Annotated in this window: 19 protein-coding genes, 1 pseudogene and 1 riboswitch; of the genes and pseudogenes, 9 read left to right on the top strand and 11 right to left on the bottom strand. The window is 39.7% G+C overall.

Features of this window, described 5'->3' with window-relative positions; all coding sequences use genetic code 11:
* Positions 1-128 precede the first annotated feature (128 nt).
* Positions 129-825, top strand: a pseudogene (locus AC1TO4_RS13370) (alanine:cation symporter family protein).
* 58 nt (positions 826-883) lie between these two features.
* Positions 884-1,105 (top strand): DUF1128 domain-containing protein, encoded by a 222-nt coding sequence (locus AC1TO4_RS13365; protein WP_482102998.1) that lies wholly within the window; start codon positions 884-886, stop codon positions 1,103-1,105.
* A 51-nt stretch (positions 1,106-1,156) separates the two neighbouring features.
* Here the strand turns inward: AC1TO4_RS13365 and motB are convergent, their stop codons facing one another.
* Together motB and motA are read right to left on the bottom strand one after the other, a co-directional pair.
* Entirely contained in the window at positions 1,157-1,915 is a 759-nt protein-coding gene (motB, locus tag AC1TO4_RS13360; protein ID WP_482105744.1) for a flagellar motor protein MotB, read from the bottom strand.
* Entirely contained in the window at positions 1,899-2,717 is an 819-nt protein-coding gene (motA, locus tag AC1TO4_RS13355; protein ID WP_482105743.1) for a flagellar motor stator protein MotA, read from the bottom strand. Before motA ends, motB begins: the two co-directional genes overlap by 17 nt.
* Positions 2,718-2,887: 170 nt before the next feature.
* Between motA and AC1TO4_RS13350 the strand changes: the two genes are divergently transcribed.
* From AC1TO4_RS13350 to AC1TO4_RS13340, 3 genes are all read left to right on the top strand, one after another.
* Positions 2,888-4,120, top strand: a complete 1,233-nt coding sequence (locus AC1TO4_RS13350) for an aminopeptidase (RefSeq protein WP_482105742.1) — start codon at positions 2,888-2,890, stop codon at positions 4,118-4,120.
* A 108-nt stretch (positions 4,121-4,228) separates the two neighbouring features.
* Positions 4,229-4,369, top strand: coding sequence for a hypothetical protein (locus AC1TO4_RS13345; protein WP_482105741.1), 141 nt, complete (start codon positions 4,229-4,231; stop codon positions 4,367-4,369).
* An 80-nt stretch (positions 4,370-4,449) separates the two neighbouring features.
* Positions 4,450-5,022 (top strand): beta-class carbonic anhydrase, encoded by a 573-nt coding sequence (locus AC1TO4_RS13340; protein ID WP_482105740.1) that lies wholly within the window; start codon positions 4,450-4,452, stop codon positions 5,020-5,022.
* A 110-nt stretch (positions 5,023-5,132) separates the two neighbouring features.
* Here the strand turns inward: AC1TO4_RS13340 and AC1TO4_RS13335 are convergent, their stop codons facing one another.
* Together AC1TO4_RS13335 and AC1TO4_RS13330 are read right to left on the bottom strand one after the other, a co-directional pair.
* Positions 5,133-5,678: a GNAT family N-acetyltransferase gene (locus AC1TO4_RS13335; protein WP_482105739.1), complete on the bottom strand. Its 546-nt coding sequence runs from the start codon at positions 5,676-5,678 to the stop codon at positions 5,133-5,135.
* A gap of 7 nt (positions 5,679-5,685) precedes the next feature.
* A complete protein-coding gene (locus tag AC1TO4_RS13330; protein WP_482105738.1) occupies positions 5,686-7,488 on the bottom strand; it encodes a M3 family oligoendopeptidase in 1,803 nt (600 codons plus the stop codon).
* A gap of 161 nt (positions 7,489-7,649) precedes the next feature.
* Here AC1TO4_RS13330 and AC1TO4_RS13325 point away from each other — a divergent pair, with 161 nt between their 5' ends.
* Complete coding sequence (locus AC1TO4_RS13325; RefSeq protein WP_482105737.1) at positions 7,650-8,381, top strand: tryptophan-rich sensory protein; 732 nt, start codon at positions 7,650-7,652, stop codon at positions 8,379-8,381.
* 38 nt (positions 8,382-8,419) lie between these two features.
* On the opposite strand, the gene thiT is transcribed toward AC1TO4_RS13325, so the two are convergent.
* A complete protein-coding gene (gene thiT, locus AC1TO4_RS13320) occupies positions 8,420-8,977 on the bottom strand; it encodes an energy-coupled thiamine transporter ThiT (protein WP_482105736.1) in 558 nt (185 codons plus the stop codon).
* 83 nt (positions 8,978-9,060) lie between these two features.
* Positions 9,061-9,163: riboswitch (TPP riboswitch) on the bottom strand.
* Positions 9,164-9,270: 107 nt separating this feature from the next.
* On the opposite strand from thiT, the gene AC1TO4_RS13315 reads away from it, so the two are divergent.
* From AC1TO4_RS13315 to map, 3 genes are all read left to right on the top strand, one after another.
* Positions 9,271-9,612 carry a magnetosome magnetite crystal formation protein family gene (locus tag AC1TO4_RS13315; RefSeq protein WP_482105735.1) on the top strand — a complete coding sequence of 114 codons (342 nt, stop codon included), beginning with the start codon at positions 9,271-9,273 and terminating at the stop codon, positions 9,610-9,612.
* A 64-nt stretch (positions 9,613-9,676) separates the two neighbouring features.
* Complete coding sequence (locus tag AC1TO4_RS13310) at positions 9,677-9,793, top strand: hypothetical protein (protein ID WP_482105734.1); 117 nt, start codon at positions 9,677-9,679, stop codon at positions 9,791-9,793.
* 106 nt (positions 9,794-9,899) lie between these two features.
* Positions 9,900-10,646 (top strand): type I methionyl aminopeptidase, encoded by a 747-nt coding sequence (map, locus tag AC1TO4_RS13305; RefSeq protein WP_482105733.1) that lies wholly within the window; start codon positions 9,900-9,902, stop codon positions 10,644-10,646.
* Positions 10,647-10,708: 62 nt separating this feature from the next.
* Here the strand turns inward: map and AC1TO4_RS13300 are convergent, their stop codons facing one another.
* From AC1TO4_RS13300 to AC1TO4_RS13275, 6 genes are all read right to left on the bottom strand, one after another.
* Positions 10,709-11,851 carry a DEAD/DEAH box helicase gene (locus AC1TO4_RS13300; RefSeq protein ID WP_482103011.1) on the bottom strand — a complete coding sequence of 381 codons (1,143 nt, stop codon included), beginning with the start codon at positions 11,849-11,851 and terminating at the stop codon, positions 10,709-10,711.
* Between the two features lie 77 nt (positions 11,852-11,928).
* The gene (locus AC1TO4_RS13295; protein ID WP_482105732.1) at positions 11,929-13,380 is read right to left on the bottom strand and encodes an amidase family protein; all 1,452 of its coding nucleotides are present in this window, start codon (positions 13,378-13,380) and stop codon (positions 11,929-11,931) included.
* Between the two features lie 217 nt (positions 13,381-13,597).
* A complete protein-coding gene (locus AC1TO4_RS13290; RefSeq protein WP_482105731.1) occupies positions 13,598-14,209 on the bottom strand; it encodes a sterol desaturase family protein in 612 nt (203 codons plus the stop codon).
* Between the two features lie 97 nt (positions 14,210-14,306).
* Positions 14,307-15,521, bottom strand: a complete 1,215-nt coding sequence (locus AC1TO4_RS13285; RefSeq protein ID WP_482103013.1) for a carboxylate--amine ligase — start codon at positions 15,519-15,521, stop codon at positions 14,307-14,309.
* Positions 15,522-15,663: 142 nt separating this feature from the next.
* A complete protein-coding gene (locus AC1TO4_RS13280; RefSeq protein ID WP_482105730.1) occupies positions 15,664-16,506 on the bottom strand; it encodes a glycerophosphodiester phosphodiesterase in 843 nt (280 codons plus the stop codon).
* A 440-nt stretch (positions 16,507-16,946) separates the two neighbouring features.
* Positions 16,947-17,252, bottom strand: coding sequence for an alpha-helical endospore appendage domain-containing protein (locus AC1TO4_RS13275; protein WP_482105729.1), 306 nt, complete (start codon positions 17,250-17,252; stop codon positions 16,947-16,949).
* Positions 17,253-17,314: the final 62 nt, after the last annotated feature.

The following is a 17,314-nucleotide window of genomic DNA, read 5'->3' as shown; positions in this document are numbered from 1 at the left end:
ATCAAAAACGCCGTTTTTGGAAAGATGGTGACAAGAAACCAGATGATGTCAGAGACAAAGTAAAATCATCAAGGTGAGAGTATTTTAATAACTTGATTTAGAAAAAAGAAAAACCACCGCCTTTACTTATACTTCTTGTCGGAACACGTCTTTTTTTAACGGTATGACTAGGACTTATACAAATACGTATTTTACCTTGTGCTTTAAAACTAGTTTTCTCATGATTTCAGGATAAAACGTCGGAAGGTGATCTCTCCAACTTCCAGGCACTTATGGCTACGATGGCCGCCACAGTTGGTGTCGGTAATATCGTCGGAGTTGCAACAGCAGTTTACTTTGGGGGTCCAGGTGCAGTTTTCTGGATGTGGATGGCTGGATTCTTCGGGATGGCAACAATGTATGGTGAAGCAATCCTTGCTGTTAAATACCGCGTCAAGGATGCCAATGGTCAAATGGCGGGAGAACCGAAGTACTATCTAGAACATTGTCGTTGCAATTGGATTGATATTCTTTGCAACATCAACAATTTTCGGCTGGGCGTATTACGGAGAGAAATTTTTCCAATACTTGTTCCCGAGTCCGAAGGTTTTAATTTACTACTGTTTCGTATTTATCGCAGTCATCTTTGTAGGTGCAACAGCTACTCTTGATGCTGTTTGGTTATTCTTCGTCGTAATGAATGGAATAATGGCAATAACAAACTTAATTGGGCTTCTCGGGTTGTCCGGAGTCATTGTCTTTGAAAAAAAACGTTTCAATGCAAAACTCAAAGAAGAAAGAGCAGAAGAAGCGGCAGCAAAGCGAGGTAAATCTTCTGCCATTTGACAGTCTGGGAGAATAATGAAATGATGAGTCCAAAGTATATTGAAAGGTGGACGAAACTATGGATTTATCAAACCCAACTCCAGAAAACGTTTCTTATATGATTGACAAGATTACAGAAAAACTTCGTATGGTCAATGTTGACGCTATGAAAGCTGAAAACTTCAGCACTTCTAAATATGAAGACTTGCACTATATGTACGAAATGGTTATGAAACGTGCTACTATCACACCAAATGAAATGCAAGCAATTGCAGCAGAACTTGGCACATTAAGAGGTTAATTAAAAAAAGATTCGCCTGATCTATAGATCAGGCGAATCTTTTTTTAATTTTCATTCAAACGCAGTTCCATCTTTTAAGACCAGCGGCTGTATTAATACTTCAACCCGTCGATTTTTACTTCTTCCAAGCGCTGTTTCATTTGATTCGATTGGTTGGAACTCCCCGTAGCCTTTAGCACTGAATAGCAATGGGTTAATTTCACCGTTCTTCACAATACTCTTCAAGAAATTCACCGCACGCATGACGCTTAGTTCCCAATTTGATTCATACTGCGTATTTTGAATCGGTATATTATCAGTGTGACCTGTCACAATGATTTGACGCGGTGGATCAAAAACGAGCAAGTTCGCAATATCATCTGCAATTCCAATATACTCTTTTTCTATATCAGCATTTCCCGGTGTGAAAAGGATGCTATCCCTAATCGTTACAAGCAAACCTTCATCAGTCAGTTTTGTTTCAAATTGGTTCTCCAATTCATTCACTGCAATATATTCATCCACTCTATCCTGAATTTCTCCTAGGGATTTCTGGTCTTCTATAAATGATGAGTTCTCTTCATTCTTGCTATTGGAGTCCTTGGGTATTGGAACTGGTGAGGGAGCCGAATTGTCCATCACACCCTGTCCACCGTCAAATACTTGACTGAACACCGCGGACATTTGATTGAGCTTTTCTTCATCAACCGTACTCGATGCAAATAACACAATAAAAAGTGCGAGAAGAAGAGTCATAAGGTCGGAGTATGGCAATAGCCAGGACTCATCTATGTGGGGTTCATCCTTTTTCCTCTTACGTCTCTTCGACAAAGTTACCCTCCTCCTTGTTGTCGTCGTTGTTTTTAACAGCTAATTTCCGGCGCTCTTCTGCAGACAAATAAGAAGATAGTTTCTGCTCGATAACACGTGGAGCTTCTCCTTCAAGAACTGAAAGTACTCCTTCAATCATCATTTTCTTCTGCCTTACCTCTTCATGCGATTTACGTCTCAATTTATTTGCAAATGGATGCCAAAGCACGTACCCCGTAAATATACCCAGCAACGTCGCTATGAACGCTGCCGAAATCGCCTGTCCAAGCGCGTCAATATCGTTCAAATTACTAAGGGCAGCAATAAGACCCACCACCGCTCCCAGCACACCAAGCGTAGGTGCGTACGTTCCTGCCTGGGAGAATATTTGCGCTCCAGCAGAATGTCTATCTTCCATCGCTTCTACCTCTTCACTCAAGACATCACGGATATAATCTGCGTTTTGACCATCAATTGCAAGACTTAATCCATTTTTTAAAAACGGATCATTAATGTCGTCGGTTTTTGCTTCAAGTGATAATAACCCTTCACGCCGTGCAATATCTGCCCAGCCTGAAAACATACGGATTATGTCAGAATCAGAGGCCAGCTTCTGTTCCTTAAAAAGGATACCGAACAATTTTGGAACACGCTTTAACTCGTTCATAGGAAATGCAATTACAACTGCTGCCAATGTCCCTACAATGATTATCAATATAGCTGCCATATTAAATAAGTTTTCTATCGGGACACCTTTCATCGACATTCCTACAAGTAGTGCTACAAACCCTAGTACGAGCCCTAGTACTGTTGACAAATCCATAGTTGACCCTCCAAATATTCCATTCTTCTTCTTATTTCGGCATCTTTAGTCTTTTCTTTAGAAGTGTGCAAGTAATAAATATATGAGATTTATCTTCCTGTAACCTTTTCGTTGCAGGTTCTATCTGCAAATTGATACTATAAAGAAGATAAGGAAAGGAGTCATTACACATGACAACATTTAACAAACAACTATCTCGATACGCCGATCTGGCAGTTCAAGTCGGAGTCAATATTCAGCCTAATCAGTACCTTTATATCAGTGCCTCTACAGAAACAGCGGAATTTGTCCGACTTGTAACTGAAGCCGCTTACGATGCAGGTGCACGTCAAGTATTTGTAGATTGGTCAGATGATATAATCACTCGACTGCGTTATGAAAAAGCACCCACTGATTCTTTTGCGGAATTCCCTGAGTGGAAAGTTTTGGAACGTGAACAACTCGCAGAAAAAGGCGCTGCGTTCATGAGCATCATTTCGCAAAGCCCTGACTTATTAAAAGGTATTGAGTCGTCGCGCATAGGCGATTTCCAAAAAGCTACTGGTCAAGCACTCGACAAATATCGTCAATACGTTCAATCCGACAAAATCAGCTGGACTGTAATTGCCGCTCCTTCAAAAGCATGGGCCTCAAAAGTATTCCCCGAACTTTCTGAAGAAGAGCAGGTTCCAGCATTATGGACAGCCATTTTTAAAGCAGTACGTACAGACAAGGAAGATCCGATACAAGAGTGGATTACCCACGATACTAACTTACATGCCAGAGTTGACTATCTGAATGGTAAGCGTTTCCGAAAACTCCATTACAAATCTTCCGGCACGGACTTGTTAGTTGAATTACCTGAAGGGCACTTGTGGTGCGGAGCTGGTAGTGTCAATGAAAAAGGCCATTCTTTCATGGCGAATATGCCAACAGAAGAAGTATTCACTGTTCCTTTAAAAACAGGAGTTAATGGTTATGTATCTAGCACAAAGCCATTAAGCTACGGTGGAAACATTATCGATAACTTCAAAATAACATTTAAAGACGGACGTGTAACAGCTGTTTCAGCTGAGCAAGGTGAAGACGTATTGCAACGCTTGATCGATACCGATGAAGGCGCGAAACATCTAGGTGAGGTGGCACTCGTCCCTCATGCATCACCGATTTCGCAATCAGGTCTACTCTTCTATAATACACTGTTCGACGAAAATGCATCTAATCACTTTGCTCTTGGCAGTGCATATGCATTTTGTATCGAGGGAGGTAAAACGATGTCGCGTGAAGATCTTGAAAAAAATGGTTTAAACCAAAGTATTACTCATGTCGACTTCATGATTGGTTCCAACGAGATGGATATAGATGGGATTTTTGATGACGGAACAAGTGAAGCTGTGTTCCGTAAAGGCAACTGGGCTTTCTAAAAAACGTCACAATTACTAAAAACATTTAATGAACCTCTTAATTTAAATGGGTTTTTACTGTATACTAAAGAAAGTATCAAATTATCAATTTAGAGAGGGGTCATATATATGGGCTTAATGTTCACTACAGTTATCGGTTTTGCAATTGTCATGGCTATAGCATGCTTGTTTACAATGCACTATCTTTCTACGTCTATGATATCCGCTGATTCTACAACAATTGATCCAAAACCAGAAACGAAGTTCTAAGAGTTGCCAGTCGGCAACTCTTTTCTTTTTACATATTTTCATCTATACTAAATAAAACCTAATAGAAAAGGGAGAATACAATGACAATTCTATCGGAAATACTTGACTTCAATGAAACGTTTGTTAATGAAAAGCAATACGAACAATACGCAACAACTAAATTCCCCGACAAACGAATTGTAATATTAACATGCATGGATACAAGATTAACTGAATTGCTGCCTAAAGCAATGAATTTAAAAAATGGCGATGCCAAAGTTATCAAAAGCGCCGGAGCAGTTGTCACCCACCCTTTCGGCGGTATTATGAGGAGCCTCCTTGTAGCCGTTTATAATTTGCAGGCGGATGAGGTTTACATTGTTGGCCATCATGATTGCGGAATGAGTGCAGTCGATACAACTAATCTCATAGAGAAAATGGTAGACCGTGGTATTGATAAAAACATATTTAACACCCTTAGATACTCTGGCGTTGATATGGAAGAGTGGCTACACGGTTTTGGAGATGTGACCGAAAGTGTTAAGATAAGTGTCGATGCTGTTCGGAACCACCCCCTTATGGATAAAAAAGTTGCCATACATGGACTTGTTGTCCATCCTGACACTGGGAAACTTGACATCATTATAGATGGTTATAAATTCAACGCGGAATAATAATAATAATTTCGACCTATTTCCCGGGAAATAGACAAAAGCCGATTCCTATTTCACAGGAATCGGCTTCTTATTTTAGAAGTAAGTTTCCGCAAAGCGGTCTTTCCCTTTCAAAAATCATTTTCAATTATTGCGTAGATATAATGATCTTCCCAGACACCATTGATGTAAAGAAGTTTACGCAGTAAACCTTCCTGATAGTATCCGGACCTCTCTAGCACTTTTATCGATCCGCTATTGCGCGGCGATACATATGCTTCGACCCGATGCAATGCAACTTTTTCGATAGCAAAAGCAGTGACTAGTCGAACAGCCTCTGTGCCTATCCCTCTGCCTGTTGAATATTCATCAATTGAATATCCAACAAAACCACTGGAGAAAGGAAGTCTTTTAATACCATAAAGCGAGATATGTCCAATCAGTTGACTCGTTGTCGAATTAAAGATGCCGAAGTTGTATTCTCTGCGGTCCCTCATCTGATAAATCGCCTCTCTGATTTTATCCCTTTGAACAGCAACAGTAAAATAACTACTTTCGTGCCGCGGTTCAAAAATGGACCAGTATTCTCTATTAGCGCTAAGTAACTCTGTAAATATAAAAGCATCATCTTCAGTCAATATCCGTAAGTAACAGGTTTGCCCTTCAAGCAAAATCAATTCATATTCACCCTTTTACCGAAGTAAGTTCCAAGAACTCCTCAACATCTTTAATACACAATGTTACACCTTTTTCCCAAAACGCTTGTTTTGAAATATCTTCTCCAAGATGTTTCATCGCAAGATCTTCAACACTCATAATTGCAGTATCCTGTAAAAGCGCTATATATTTTTGTTCAAATCCTTCTCCAACTTCCAGAGCTTTTGCATAAATGCTCAAGGAGAACAAATAACCAAACGTATACGGAAAATTGTAGAACTGTACTCCTGTAATATAGAAATGGAGTTTCGAGGCCCAGAAATGTGGGTGTACCGTATCAAGGGCATCTCCATAAGCTTCTTTCTGCGCTTCTGCCATTAACTCATTCAACCTTGCGGCAGGAACATTTCCATTTCTCCGTTCTTCATAGAACCTTGTTTCAAAGAGGAATCTAGAATGGATATTCATAAAGAATGCAACGCTTCGCTGAATTTTATCTTCTAACAAAGCGATCTTTTCATCTTTTGTTTCAGCCGCTTTAACTGCAGCATCCGCAACAATCATTTCCGCAAATGTTGAAGCCGTTTCGGCCACTCCCATTGCATACTGTCGATTCATCCAATGAACAGGACGCAACGCATAAGAATGGAATGCATGACCAAGTTCATGTGCAAGCGTCGCAACATTCGACATTGTTCCACTATAAGTCATAAAGATACGTGATTGCTCTGACATCGGCATACCTGTACAGAATCCACCCGGTCGTTTATTTGGTCGGTCTTCCGCCTCTATCCAACTCTCTTCAAACGCAATTCGTGAGAATGATTCAAGTTCTGGACCGAATTCACCAAAGTGTTTTAATATGAATTCTGCTCCTTCCTGATAGGTCATCTTCTTTGTAGATGTTGTAACCGGTGCATCCATGTCATACCAGTTCATCTTATCAGTACCTAGCATTCTCGCTTTGGCGTTCAAGTATTCCACGAAAGGCGCTTTATTTTCGCCAATTGCTCCCCACATTGCATCGAGCGTCTTTTCACTCATTCGATTGCGGAGCAAGGGTTCTTTCAATACGGAATCCCAGCCGCGTTTCTTGTATACTTCCAGTCTAAATCCTGCGATATGATTTAAGGCAGATGCAAAAAAGTCTTCTTTTCCTTGCCATGCTTCTTCCAATGCTTCAAATGAATGTTTTCGTATGGATGCATCTGCATGTGAACTTAGATTATTCGCCTGCCCTACAGAAAGTTCTTTTTCTTCTCCGTCAAGTTCAATTTTTATCTTAATATCACCGACCAACATATCGTACAATTGTCCCCACCCATGATAACCATCTACACTCAAAGAAGTGATAATACTTTCTTCTTCTTCGGACAATTTCAATTCCACTTCTTTGCGCCATTCATTCAGTACGAATGCAAATTCTTTTAATTCATCTGATACCATAAGCCCATTCCATGTATCTTCATCAGCTTTAGCAAGTGTTTGTTGAATGATAAGCCAGACTGTTGAGAAGCGTGCCCCTAGTGAAGCCGTTTCCCCTTGCAGTTGCAATGCTTTTTTATCAGTCGTGTCAGCCGCGAGAAAACAGCCAATGACAGCGCCTGCCTGCGACATATTAAGTGCTGCGTCAACCAGTGATTCAATAAGATTTGCAACGGCTTGTGAATCGGTTGCAGACTGGGGAACTGGAAATTTTGAAGCTGTTTCTTCTAACGAACTGATTTTCTCCTTTACACCATCTAAGTGTGTCCGCAATTCGTTTGATTCACTTCCACCTTTGAAGAAAACGTCAAGATCCCAGACTTCCGAATATTTTTTAAGCGCCATATTAATTCCCCCTTCACTTCATTCTAAATCTTCTAAAAACACCATCTAATTATAACATGAATCTTCGGTATGCGAAATTATGCAATTGTGACGGAAGGTTCATACTTTCCTTCGCAGGGTCCAGCTTTCCTCTGTATACTATTCAGTAGGGGGATTTAAATATGTTTAGAATACTACTCATGGTACTTTCACTCATTGCAGTTATTGTTGTCAACGCAACTGCAAATATATTACCTATCAATGGAAAAACAACTGGTGAAATCTCAAATAGTTTACCGGTATTATTTACACCAGCTGATTATGTCTTTTCAATATGGGCAGTTATATATATGCTAATGGCTTTCTGGTTATATGGCTTCATACGGAATAAGGCAAACGTTGAACACGCATTGTTCAACCGTAGAGCAGTTTTTTTTGTAATCAGCTGTCTTTTTAATGTCGCTTGGATTCTACTTTGGCATTTCGGTTATTTTGAATGGACGATTGTTATCATATTAGGACTTCTGTTAGCGCTATTGTCCATTTATTTTACCTACTCCAAAAAAGATAATTCCTTTTTCGGTAGGGTTCCAATTGCAGTCTATCTTGGATGGACTTTTGTCGCAGCAATTACAAATATCAGTTATGTCCTCACTTTGCATGAGTGGAGTGGATTGGGATTAAGTACCCCATTATGGACCGTCATTTACTTGACCATTGCTACTGCAATTGCTCTTCATTACCTATACCATTATGCAGATATTTCTCTAGCTCTCGTCTTTGTTTGGGTATTTATCGGTATCGCTGTAAAAAATGGTATAAATGAGTTATTTGTTACTACCGCAGCTCTGTTTCTTGCAGCCACCATTATCGGCTTCATGGTCATCAATAGAAAATCGCTTGCAACCAAATAAGAAACCGCCATTCTTCCATAAGGAAGGACGGCGGTTTCTTATTTAGGCTCAAGTAGCCTGGGTGCTGTAGTAAATAATATGGATGCAACGATTGCCGTCAATATAATTGCAGGGATCATATAGGAAGCGTTATAAACAAGAGAATATAACCAGACAGGCTGTCCTTCAGGCGCATAGGAAGCAAAGAACACAATGCCACCGATGAAGTGAATCAGGTATCGGAGAAGCCCCCCTATGATTGTCCCAATGACGATTGCGGCAACCACTGAACCTTTCTTACCTTTCGTTTTACTACTTAACAGCCAAGCTAGTGTTACGCCTGCCAGACCCACAACGGCATAAGCCACGAAATAATCGAGCGCCGCTTGAACAGGGTTTAATACATAGCCCCCTGTTACCAACTGCAGCAGTCCACTTACAAAACCTGTAAGCATACCCCCTGCAATTCCCCAACGGAATGCCATAACAACTACCGGTAGCATTGACAACGTAACCGATCCGCCTTGAGGCATTGAAAATCCGATTTTATCTAGAACAAAAGAAATTGCTCCTAAAATAGCAACCTCAAGTAATAATTGAAGTCTTTTCCTATCCATCTCAAATTCTCCTCCTACCTAGTTGTAGCGTAGGATGTGGGCATAAAAAAAAGACATCCCGGATAGAATGGGACATCAAATATGTCAGTTTCCATCCACATTCCTACGCAAGAATAATCTTACAGGTTCTAAGGGTCAGAACTTCATGTCCAATCTCAGCCAAAACAGGCACCCCTTGTGGTTAAAGTTATTCAAATGTCTATTTCATTGTATAGGAGGGTAATCCTATAAGCAAGATGATTAACAAACATAGTGATTTTCCTATATAGTAAAAGTTGAACGGAGGAATCTACATGACAAACAGTAAACTATTAGCTGCTCTATGCTATTTTAGTGTCTTCTTCTCCCCTTTGCTTCTTCCCATCATTGTTTATTTTGTTACAGATGATCGAGAAGTGAAATCCCATGCAAAACGTTCTTTAGTTTCACACCTTGTTCCTGTCATCCTCCTTATTGCTACAATTGTCATATTTTCTTTTTCAATGTTTTCCTTTACGGAAAGTATCAATGGAATGCCGAGCACAAACTTCGGATTTTGGCAACTTACGCCATTCTTATTCATGCTTATCTATGGACTACTGCTTATGGCCATTCTAGTATGGAATGTTTTTCAAGGTGTTAAGGTATTGAGATGAATGTTTACTAAACCTCTATTTCGGGAAAATGATAAATATATGCTTTCACTAGGAGTGATTATTTATGAAAATTGGAAAACTTTTAAAAACCGCTATGAAATGGGCGCCCATTATCTACCCGGTTGTGAAAAAAGCCATGTCAAATAAAAAAACATCAGGTACATTAAAACCAAGAAGATAATAAGATGGTCTACAAACATTTTTATGGTTTGTAGACTTTTTTGTTCTGTTTATTATGATATAGTATGATATAGAAAAGAATGCACGGTAGAAAGGACTTGGAAATAATGATTGCAAAAACGGTAGAGGAAATTGAAGCTTTAAAAAAAATCGGCAAAATTGTAGCCGAAATCAGAGACGTGATGAAAGAAGCGACAATCCCCGGTAAAACAACAAAAGAAATTGATGACATAGGCGGACGTCTCTTCAAAGAGAAAGGCGCAATTTCAGGACCGATTGCAGAATATGACTTCCCTGGAAATACATGCATTAGCGTCAACAGTGAAGTTGCGCATGGCATGCCAGGTTCCCGCATTATAGAAGATGGAGATCTCGTTAACATCGATGTCTCCGGTTCATATAATGGATACTTCGCTGATACTGGTATTTCTTTTGTCGTCGGTACGCCTGATGAAAAGAAACAGCAATTATGTGATGTAGCTAAAAGTGCATTTGAGCGTGCAATGACGAAGGTCAAAGCCGGTTCCAGTTTAAACCAAATTGGAAAAGCGGTTGAACGCGAAGCAAAAGAACATGGCTTGAAAGTCATCAAGAACTTGACTGGTCATGGCATTGGTAAAGCATTGCACGAAGAACCATCCCATGTGCTCAACTATTACGACGCTTGGGATAAGACACTTCTGAAAGAAGGCATGGTTCTAGCGGTCGAGCCCTTTATCTCTGAAAAAGCAGAGCATATCATCGAGTCTGGGGACGGATGGACCTTCATCACACCTGACAAGTCGCTCGTTGCACAAATCGAGCATACGATTATCGTTACAAAAGGTGAACCAATTATACTGACACAACTCTAATAACAAAAAAGGGCTGTTCCCCGTCAATCCAATGTAGCTGGGTTGACGGGGACAGCCTTTTTTCATTTCTTTTTGGGAAGTCCAATTGTTTTCGAATTGCCTTCTGCAAGATGGCCTTTATACCATACTTTTTGAACCGTTTTAATACCTTTTGTCAGTTTTCGGTAATCGCGTTCTTCAGCATATGATAATAGCGTCAATACTTCTCCATCACCACCTGCACGTCCTGTTCTACCCGAGCGGTGCAAGTACTGTTCAACTGTATGTGGCACGTCTACATGGATAACGTGCGTTAAGCCATCGATATCCAGTCCTCGTGCAGCCAAATCAGTTGCTATTAAAATCTGTAATTCACCTTTACGGAAACTTTCCAATGTTTGCTGTCTTTCAAATTTCGTCATTTCTGAATGAAGGACTGCTATTGGTGCTTCGTTATACTTGAGCTTCATTTCTTTCATGCGAAGCTGATCCACATTGTTAATAAATGCAAGAGCACGAATTCCCTTCAAATAAGAAATCCCACGCAATACATCTGTTTTGTCCCGTGCATCTGTCTTCACAAATGAATGAACGACGGTACCTGACTTCGGCATTTCTTCCGGGCCAACTTGGATACGAATTGGATTATTCATAAACTTGCTAGCAACAATTTCAATTTCATCTGTTATTGTTGCAGATACGGCAACAACTTGTCTTTCCGGATTTGCCGCCTCAATCATACTTTTCACGATAACGCGATGATCACGCGCTAGCAGCTGATCGCCTTCATCGAGTACGATGTGACGGATATCGTGCATTTTTAATTTTTTCACTTTAATGAGTTCAGCCAAACGACCGGGTGTTCCAACAACGATTGTCGGTTTTTTCTTCAACTGTTCAATCTGACGCTGCATATTAGCCCCGCCAATTAATTGTGTCACAGTAATACCCGTCCCTGTCACCCATTCTCTGATGACGTTGACGATTTGCATCGACAGCTCCTGAGAAGGTGTAATAATCAATGCCTGTGTCTGTTTTTTATCGCCATCGACCAATTGTAGAAGCGGTAGTACAAATGCAAGTGTCTTACCCGAACCAGTCGGTGATTCTGCCACGATATCTTTGCCTGCAATCATTTCTGGAATCATTTTTTCCTGGATGGGCATTTCATATTCAAATTTCCATTTTTCTTTAATCATATCGTCAAAATTCTCTAAGAAGGACATCATTATCCCTACTTTCACTCTAATCTCTTCAGTTTATCATAAGAGGCCCTTGGAGACTCTATTTCTGACAAAACTGTTTAAGGTTTTCGTCTTGCGTTGACTAACTGTTCGAATGCATAAGCAAAACCTATAAGCTCCGGCTCAGTAAATGCTTTACCTGAAAACGTTATACCGAATGGCTCGCCTACTTCTGTATAAGCCGCTGGGACCGTAATGGACGGAAAGCCCGCTGCCGCTCCGAAACTGCATCCATGATCTTGTGGAAAAACCAGCGCTTGAATATCGTGCTCTTCAAACACTTTTCCAAGTGCAATATCACCCGCTAGATGACGATTCCGAAGAAGCGCCTCGATATAAGCACGTTCCGTTAGTGTCCCGCTTGTCCTCTCAACCTTCTCCAACATTACTTGACCGAATTTCAATGTCTCATCTGCGTGTTCATTGTTGAAACGGATGATGTCTGCCAATGTGCGAATCGAGTTTGTCGCTGGTGTTCCTCCCAGATAAGCGTTCAAAGATGCCTTAAACTCGTAAAGAAGTACGTTGTAGCCAAGGTCATTTTCCATTGTACCCAAGTCGATAGCATCGATAATCACAGCGCCTGCTTCTTCAAGTTTTTTGAGTGCCATGTCAAATAAAGACAAACGTTCTGTCGACGCTTCCCGTTCAAAAATTGAACGGGCAACGCCAAGACGGACACCTTCTAGCGCCCTGGTATCGAGGATAGACATCCAATCGACTTCGTCTAAACTGGACGCGCCAGCAGTTGCAGAGTCTTCCTGGTCTGAACCGATTAGCAGACTAAATGTAATAGCCACGTCTCTTACAGTCCTCGCCATTGGTCCTAGTGTATCTTGCGTATTAGATAGTGGTATCACCCCAGTTCGGCTAATCGCACCAACAGTTGGTTTGAGACCGACAAGCGAGTTCTGGGCTGACGGATTGAGGATTGACCCTGTTGTCTCCGTGCCGATTGCCACGGCCCCCATATTCGCCGCAATAGCTGCACCTGCACCCGAACTCGATCCCCCGACATCGAATAAACCATAGGGATTATTCACTTGTCCCCCACGCGAGCTCCAACCATTCGTCATCCGGTCAGACATAAAATTCGCCCATTCTGTCATATTCGTCTTTCCTAGAATAACCGCTCCCGCCGCACGTAATTTCTTCACTAAAAATGCATCATCAGCGGCATAGAAATCTTTGAATGCAAGAGATCCACAACTTGTATGCATTCTATCCTTCGTTCCCATATTGTCTTTCAAAAGAACCGGAATGCCGTGGAGGAGTGAGCGCGGTCCTATTTCAAGCCTTTCTACATCAAGTGCCTTTGCAATCTGAACAGCTTCCAAGTTCAATTCCAGTACTGCATTTATATTTCTATTCCTATTTGAAATTGTATCAATATACATGTATGTAAGTTCTTCGGATGACAAATCCCCACTGCTCATCTTTTCCTGCATAGCAGTAATTGTTGCTTCATCTAACCAATCTTTTTGAAGTTTCTTCAATTTATTATCTAACATCGTATGTCTACCCGCCTATCTTTAGCCTTTAGTCTTAGTTTACCTCAATTACCTAATCATAAAACAATGTCATTTAAAAATGCCGGCTATCGGAGTTGTTCCGGCCGGCAAAAAGTTAATCGTTACGTATGATATATTTTTTACAGCTGCGAAAAGCGGAAGTTTATAGTGGTGTTTACCATGTTGCTTGAAATCACGTTTGTTTCAAACATCCTCCTTACATCCTGTTTTCTAGATTACGTGCAGTGAGACTCTTTTCAACTTCGCTATTCTCTTTAAATGTTCCCAGTGTTTTATCGAATGACCTATGCGTAACGCCGAACCAGTAATTTTCATTTTTAAAGTGATGCAGTAGATGATGTTTTTTAATGTTTTTCCCCATTTTCGTCCGGGGCTGTATGGGTCTATGGGCAACATAATGTTTCCACTCATAAAAAAGGAAATAAGCAACCAATCCAGTCGAAAATGCCATCGTCAAGATGATACTCTTTGTAATCAAGTAAAAAATTAAAGAATAAAAGATAAATCCTGGCACGCTAAACCATAACGGTAAAAACAATAATTTAAGATTATCTGGTTCTACATGATGATCATAATGCAGCCGCTTGATTGTCTTTAGCAAAAATGGATTTTCTGGCGTTTTAATGTGAAACAAAAACCGGTGGACCATATATTCACTCGTCGCATAGGTTAGCAATCCCACACCCATTGCAACCCACGTCCAAATATGGAGTACATTCGGAACCGTAAAAGAGGCACAAATTAACAAAATAACTATCATTACCGCAACATCAGGAAAAGCAACAAATTCCTTGAGGTATTTCCTCATTTTCAAGCATTCTCCTTTTCTCTTGATTATATATCGACTATTCAGATATATCAACAACATAACAAAAATCCCCTATACGCTGGCATAGGGGATTTTTTCACCATGTACTATTTTTATACTTCTGATAGTAATTAACCTGTCTAAGAAATAGGTAAATTTTACGCTTGAAGTGACGATCCTTTTTATAAAACAAGGGATTGCCATATTTACCAGCTCGAAGTAATTTTTTTACGTGTTTAAGTACTTTTGGGTTTTTCACAAACTTCTTAAGTACAATTTTAGGTACTACGGTGAACAGAAAGTTTTCATTGAGTAGTGTTAGTTCTTTCTGTTGCCCATGAATGACATCATCGACTAGATACTTTGCCATATTATGTCCACAAGCAGTGATATAGTAACTTGATCGTCCTTGTCTTATATTCACTTCAAACACTTTGAACTTGCCATCCCGCTCATCATACTTCAAATCGAAGTTCGCATACCCTACGTAGTTCAGTGCTTCGAGGAATCCTTTTAACTTCATCATCATTTCTTCGTTGTATCGTGTGATGAGTGCTGTATAATTCCCGATTGCCGTTACAGTATGCTCTTGCAGTACGACTTGTGCAAAAGTAATCAGTTCGGCTTTACCACGACTGTTCATGTAAAAAACAGAATCCCACATATACGTGTCGTCGCCTGGAATATAGTCCTGGATAATTAAATCTTCCTTGTAGCCACTTGCTTTGATTTTCTCTATTACGACTTGAATTTCATCGTAGGAATCGACTTTGTACACTTTTTCCATACCTGTAAACGGATGCTTATAATACTCAACACCGTTGCTAGGCTTAATAATAATCGGAAACATGACCTTTTCCGTGAATGCCTTGTCGTCTTGGCAAGAATAATAATAAGTTGCCGGTGCATCAATGCCATGTTCAGCACACAACTTATAGAAATTTGATTTGACAAGTACATCGTTCATAAGCGGTTCCGGTATGTAATTAAACACGAAATCACTTTTCAGCTCTTCCGCATTTTCAATAATCATTCGTACGTAAAGATCATTCGTTCCAATAAGGAGCATTCTCTTTCCAGGTTCGGCGTATTTGACTGCAACTTCTTTCAAAAAACTAACAAACACTTTTTTTTCTGGAAGTTTCGGATTGAGTTCTATCTTTTTAATAATTGAACTTAAACTGGTGAATGATAAAGGTTCTTTTCCCACTAAAATCGGTTTAATGCCGTACTCCTCATGGAATGAAATAGCCATGTTGTAAGCATTCATGTCTGTTCCTATAATGATTGGTATGAAAGTATGATTTGTCATTTTGTCCTCCAACTATCTTTTCTACTCATAAGTGTAGGGCTCCTGTTTTTCATTGTCAAGAAAGCCAGATAGGTGTGACAAATAAATAATCCAGTACTCCCTCTTATATAGGTATGTACTGGATTTAAATTCCCATCTTATATTAGTCTTGCACTAAGCGAATTGGCCCTTCAATCGGCCAGATTGAAAAGTCTGTTATTATACCGTCCACATTGTATTGATAGGCTTTGTCCACCCATCTCTGGTTTTTCGTAGACCAAACTAATACTTTTCCACCCTGATTATGTATTTCATTAATCACACGCTTATTGATATATGAGACATTGAAATTAATATATGTTGCAAAAGAAGTCATATCATTTATCTCTTGGAAAGACACATTTTGAATAGATGGCTTCATAAGAATTGCCACTTCTAATTCAGGAAGCAATGTCGTCATTTTCCTCATCGATTCCATATCGAACGATTGTACAATAATGCTGTTCAAATCCTTATATTCATTTAGCAAGGCTACTACTTTCTCTTCCATTCCTGGATACATTAACGGTTTTTTTAACTCTATTAACAAGCCGGCTTGCCCATAAAACTCGTCTAACAATTCATCAAGAGTCATAATTTGTTCACCTGCAAAAGATGCGTGAAATTTCCCTCCTGCATCCAATTCTTTTAATTCGGCAAGTGTAAAATCTTTCACATAGCCCTTCCCATTTGTAGTCCTGTCCACTTTGTCATCATGTATTATTATTAGCTCACCATCCTTCGATAGGTGAACGTCACATTCTAAGAAGTCTGCTCCAAGCTCTATTGCTTTTTGAAAAGCAGCTTGCGAATTCTCCGGCGCAAAATTAGCCGCACCCCTGTGTGCAATACTAATCATTCCTTTCAACTCTGCATGATAGAAAGGCCTAGCCTCGTAACCTACTAGAAGCAACATACATATACATCCAAAAATAAATAGTAATTTCCTTTTCTTTACCTCTCCCATAGTCATAACCCCACAGCAAATGGTGAATACTGATTATTCAGACCATTCTTTTCATTTATTATATCATATGCGAAAGGTCCTGCAAACGTTATTTTTAGCACAGGATAAAAGATATATGTTGAGTCATTTAGATGTATTACTTAGGTTCAAAATATTAGTGAAAAGAAGCACATCTTGCTTACTTCTCGCATAGGTTATAATACAAATACATAACGCAGTACATCTAGTGCTACCAGACTATAGATACGGAAGATACCGTTCCTATTAAACTTTCCTTCGATTTATGTATATACATAGTTTAATCTTTTTTATGTAGCTATGTGGTTTAAAAAAGCATGCCAACTTTTTCAGAAGTTGGCATGTGTAAATGTTTTTCTTTTATGCAGTTCACCTATATAATGTGCGTTATATTGATGGATGCATTATTCAACTACGTTTTTTTAGTAAGGTGCTACACCGTTCATGATATATCTGCCTTGTTTAATCTTTTCAACGATTTGTTTTTCGATACAACATACTTGGTCCAATACATTAGCTACAGATTGATCCAGACTTATTAGATCTCCAACATTTGCGTTGTTTTCAACTGCTTCCTCGATTTTTCCTGCTTCAGCAAATATTAGATCTGCAAGAGCGAATTCAGTGACTACAGCCGTAAGAATAACTAGACCTCCGAGAATGTCTTCACCCGTGTTAGCTAAATTCATTGCAGCTTGAACATTTGTAAATGCTTTGATTTGATTCATTTTGTGCACCTCCTTTTTCATTTTCTATACTTGTACAGGTACATTACTAGCTCATGTCCAAC

Source organism: Sporosarcina sp. Y838 (assembly GCF_056786515.1).
The sequence above is the reverse complement of the archived record's forward strand: the minus strand, read 5'-3'. Positions and strand labels throughout refer to the sequence as shown.

What these genes read in the sequence shown, in the direction of transcription:
- AC1TO4_RS13365 (WP_482102998.1), top strand. Translation starts at nt 884, where the DNA reads ATGGATTTATCAAACCCAACTCCAGAAAACGTTTCTTATATGATTGAC.
- motA (WP_482105743.1), bottom strand. Translation starts at nt 2,717, where the DNA reads ATGGATTTGTCAACAGTACTAGGGCTCGTACTAGGGTTTGTAGCACTA.
- AC1TO4_RS13350 (WP_482105742.1), top strand. Translation starts at nt 2,888, where the DNA reads ATGACAACATTTAACAAACAACTATCTCGATACGCCGATCTGGCAGTT.
- AC1TO4_RS13345 (WP_482105741.1), top strand. Translation starts at nt 4,229, where the DNA reads ATGGGCTTAATGTTCACTACAGTTATCGGTTTTGCAATTGTCATGGCT.
- AC1TO4_RS13340 (WP_482105740.1), top strand. Translation starts at nt 4,450, where the DNA reads ATGACAATTCTATCGGAAATACTTGACTTCAATGAAACGTTTGTTAAT.
- AC1TO4_RS13330 (WP_482105738.1), bottom strand. Translation starts at nt 7,488, where the DNA reads ATGGCGCTTAAAAAATATTCGGAAGTCTGGGATCTTGACGTTTTCTTC.
- AC1TO4_RS13325 (WP_482105737.1), top strand. Translation starts at nt 7,650, where the DNA reads ATGTTTAGAATACTACTCATGGTACTTTCACTCATTGCAGTTATTGTT.
- thiT (WP_482105736.1), bottom strand. Translation starts at nt 8,977, where the DNA reads ATGGATAGGAAAAGACTTCAATTATTACTTGAGGTTGCTATTTTAGGA.
- AC1TO4_RS13315 (WP_482105735.1), top strand. Translation starts at nt 9,271, where the DNA reads ATGACAAACAGTAAACTATTAGCTGCTCTATGCTATTTTAGTGTCTTC.
- AC1TO4_RS13310 (WP_482105734.1), top strand. Translation starts at nt 9,677, where the DNA reads ATGAAAATTGGAAAACTTTTAAAAACCGCTATGAAATGGGCGCCCATT.
- map (WP_482105733.1), top strand. Translation starts at nt 9,900, where the DNA reads ATGATTGCAAAAACGGTAGAGGAAATTGAAGCTTTAAAAAAAATCGGC.
- AC1TO4_RS13300 (WP_482103011.1), bottom strand. Translation starts at nt 11,851, where the DNA reads ATGTCCTTCTTAGAGAATTTTGACGATATGATTAAAGAAAAATGGAAA.
- AC1TO4_RS13295 (WP_482105732.1), bottom strand. Translation starts at nt 13,380, where the DNA reads ATGTTAGATAATAAATTGAAGAAACTTCAAAAAGATTGGTTAGATGAA.
- AC1TO4_RS13290 (WP_482105731.1), bottom strand. Translation starts at nt 14,209, where the DNA reads ATGAGGAAATACCTCAAGGAATTTGTTGCTTTTCCTGATGTTGCGGTA.
- AC1TO4_RS13285 (WP_482103013.1), bottom strand. Translation starts at nt 15,521, where the DNA reads ATGACAAATCATACTTTCATACCAATCATTATAGGAACAGACATGAAT.
- AC1TO4_RS13280 (WP_482105730.1), bottom strand. Translation starts at nt 16,506, where the DNA reads ATGGGAGAGGTAAAGAAAAGGAAATTACTATTTATTTTTGGATGTATA.
- AC1TO4_RS13275 (WP_482105729.1), bottom strand. Translation starts at nt 17,252, where the DNA reads ATGAATCAAATCAAAGCATTTACAAATGTTCAAGCTGCAATGAATTTA.